The sequence below is a fragment of the uncultured Arenimonas sp. genome, assembly GCF_963976025.1.
In the GTDB taxonomy this organism is placed as follows: Bacteria; Pseudomonadota; Gammaproteobacteria; order Xanthomonadales; family Xanthomonadaceae; genus Arenimonas.
Map to the genome: position 1 here is coordinate 1 of NZ_CAXBJS010000237.1, position 3,310 is coordinate 3,310.

The 3,310-nt window shown below is 70.3% G+C and carries 2 protein-coding genes and 1 pseudogene; all 3 read left to right on the forward strand.

Translation table 11 applies throughout. The features are described 5' to 3' along the window. A partial coding sequence (locus AACZ35_RS13385; protein ID WP_339830123.1) for a TonB-dependent receptor occupies window positions 1-634 on the forward strand: 634 nt, incomplete at its 5' end. A 62-nt stretch (window positions 635-696) separates the two neighbouring features. Further along, window positions 697-1,692, forward strand: a complete 996-nt coding sequence (locus AACZ35_RS13390) for a PHB depolymerase family esterase (RefSeq protein WP_339830125.1) — start codon at window positions 697-699, stop codon at window positions 1,690-1,692. A 13-nt stretch (window positions 1,693-1,705) separates the two neighbouring features. Further along, window positions 1,706-3,310 (forward strand): annotated as a pseudogene (locus AACZ35_RS13395) (hybrid sensor histidine kinase/response regulator); the annotation flags it as partial.

Sequence of the window (3,310 nt, forward strand, 5' to 3'; positions counted from 1 at the left end):
CCTCGACCAGCGCCTGTTCCTGAACCTCTCGGCCTTCCACAACAAGTACGAGGACATCCAGCTGTCGGTGTTCACCAGCTACGACAGCAACAACGACGGCACCAATGACGCCTTCTTCGGCGACTTCACCAACGCCGGTTCCGGCACCGTGAACGGCGTCGAGGTCGAGTACCAGTGGCTGCCGACACGCAACTGGCTGATAAGCGGCAACCTGGCCTTCCTGGACGCCAAGTACGACGAGTTCATCTACACCGGCCTGAACATCGCCGACGAGCAGGAATTCACCAATGCACCGGAGTTTTCCGGCGCGATCAACGTCGAGTACCGCACCGAACTGGCGCGGGGCGGCAACCTGTCCGCCCGCGTGGGCTACAGCTACCAGGACGACGTGGTGGCGACCACCGAAATCGTGCGGACCGGCGCCGTGCCGATCACCCAGGACGGCTACGGCCTGCTCAACGCCGGCGTGATCTGGGACACCGGCGGCCCCTGGTCGTTCTCGCTGCAGGGCAGCAACCTCACGGACAAGGAATACCGCACCACCGGTTACAACATCAACGCTGCGCTGGGTGTGCTGACCGGCTTCTACGGTCCGCCGCGCCAGTTCAGCCTGTCGGCGCGCTACGCGTTCTGATGGCACTGTTTCCCCGGGAACTTTCCCAACGGGTCGCGCAAGCGGCCCGTGTTTTTATTCCGATGGCGCTTCTGGCCAGCCTGGCCGGCTGCGGCGCCGAAGCGCCGCCGCCGCTGCCCGCGATCACGGTCGATCCCGACCGGGTGGCGGTGGCCGGCATTTCTTCGGGCGCGATCATGGCCGGCCAGGTGCACTTCGCCTGGTCCGACCGGCTGCGCGGCGCCGCGCTGCTGGCGGGGCCGCCTTACGGCTGTGCCGGCGGTTCGCTCGAAACGGCGCTGGGGCCGTGCATCGAAGCCAAACCTTACCTTCCGGATCCGCTGCGCCTGGCCGAACGCGTGCGCGAACGCGCCGCGACCGGCCAGCTGGCGCCGCTCTCCGGCCTGGCCGGCGACATGGTTTACGTGCTGCACGGCCGCGACGACGCCACCGTGGCGCCGGCGCTGGCTGCTTCGGTGGCCGGTGTTTACCAGGCCCTGTCCGACGAAGCGGGCGGCCTGCGCGTGGAGATCGACACCGACCGCGCCTTCCCGCACCTGCTGCCGACCCTCGACAGGGGCGTCGACTGCACCCTGGGCGGTGAACCCTGGCTTGGCCGCTGCGGCTTCGATGCCGCCGGCACCATGATGGCCCGCCTGTTCGGCGAGGCCGCCGGCGGTGCCCCCGCCGAAGCCGCGGGTGAACTGCGTCGTTTCGACCAGGCCCCGTTCGCACTGCCTGGCCTGGACCCGAGCATGGCGGAGACGGGTTACCTCTACCTGCCCCCGGACTGCGCGGCCGGCGCCGCCTGCGGCGTGCTGGTGGCTTTCCACGGCTGCCAGCAGAACGCCGACAAGGTCGGCGAAACCTTCGTGCGCGACGCCGGCTTCAATCGCTGGGCCGACGTGCACCGCGTGGCCGTGCTGTATCCTCAGGTGCGATCAAGCTATCTGCCGCTGAATCCGAAGGCATGCTGGGACTGGTGGGGTTACACGGGCGAGGCCTACGACACCCGCGACGGCGCGCAGCTGCGCTGGCTGGCCGCGGCATTGACCGCGCTGGGCGCACCGATGCCGTGAAGCGGACGCGGTCGTGCTGACCGATCCGCTGGTCATTGGTGCCGGCCTGCTTTGGCTGGGTCTGCTGTTCGGCACGGCGCTGCTGGCCGAACGCCGTCCCGGCCTGCTCAAGAAACAATGGCCCGCGGTCTACAGCCTTTCGCTGGCGGTGTACTGCACGTCCTGGACCTTCTACGGCACGGTGACCCAGGCCCAGCGCTCGGGCTGGGCGATTCCGCCGACCTTCCTGGGCACGATCCTGCTTTACCTGCTGGGTTTTGGCTTCCTGCTGAAACTGCTTCGGCTGGCGCGCGAACATAACTCCACTTCGTTGGCCGACCTGATCGCCACGCGCCTGGGCCGCAGTTCCTGGCTGGCGGCGGCGGTCACCTTCGTGGCGGTACTGGGCATCGTTCCCTACATCGCGCTGCAGCTCAAAGCCGTGGCGATGAGCTACGGCCTGCTTACGCGCGCTTCCGAACTGGCACCGCCGCCCTGGCAGGACAGCGCGCTGTACGTGGCGCTGGCGATGGGCCTGTTCGCGATGCTGTTCGGCACGCGGCGCGTGTCCGCCGCCGAACACAACCGCGGCCTGGTGCTGGCCATGGCGGTGGAGTCACTGCTGAAGCTGGGCGCGATGCTGGCGCTGGGTGCGTTCGTGGTGTTCGGCCTGGACCTGCCCGACGTGGATGTGCCGCCGCCGCCGGCCGACGGCGCCAGCGGCTTCCCGGCGCTGGTGCTGCTGGGCGCGCTGGCCATGTTCACGCTGCCGCACCAGTTCCACGTCGGCATCGTCGAATGCCGGCAGGAGAACGAGCTGCGCACGGCGCGCTGGCTGTTCCCGCTGTACATGCTGCTGATCGCGCTGCCGATCCTGCCGCTGGCACGCGCCGGTGATGCGCTGCTGGCGCCGATCGGCGTGCCTTCCGACCTCTACGTGCTGGCGCTGCCGCTGGCCGAAGGGCACGAGGCACTGGCGCTGCTGGCCTTCCTGGGAGGCCTGAGCGCCGCCACCGGCATGGTGATCCTGGCCACGCTGGCGCTGAGCGTGATGATCGGCAACCACTGGCTGGCGCCGCTGCTGGTGCGCGGCCGGTGGTCGGGCGGTGGCGGCGAAGGCGCCGACCTGCGCGGCGCGGTGCTTACCCAGCGCCGCGTCGGCATCCTGGCGGTGGTGCTGCTGGCCTGGGGCTACAGCCGCCTTATCGCTGGTTCGGACGCGCTGGCCGATATCGGCGCGCTGTCGTTCTCGGCGCTGGCGACGCTGGCGCCGGCCGTGGCCTTCGCGGTCTGGCGACCGCAGACGCCGGCGCGTGCCGTGCTGGCCGGCCTGGGCGTGGCGGTGGCGCTGTGGTGCTGGGTGCTGCTGGTGCCGGCGCTGGCCGAAGCCAGCGGCCAGGCGCCGGCCTGGCTGCAGCAGGGGCCGCTGGGCTGGGCCTGGCTGGCGCCGGAGCAGATGTTCGGCCTGGGCGACTGGAGCCGCATCGGCCGCGCCACGGTGCTGAGCCTGGGTGCCGGCGCGCTGGTGCCGTGGATGCTGGCTTCGCGCCTGGATGTGGCCACGCCCGACCGCGGCGGTGCGCTGTCGCGCGAGGCACTGCGCGAAGTGGCCGTGCGTTTCCTGCCGGTGGCGCGCGTG

Excerpts from the sequence above, each read along its gene's own strand:
- AACZ35_RS13390 (WP_339830125.1), top strand. The coding sequence starts at position 697 with ATGGCGCTTCTGGCCAGCCTGGCCGGCTGCGGCGCCGAAGCGCCGCCG.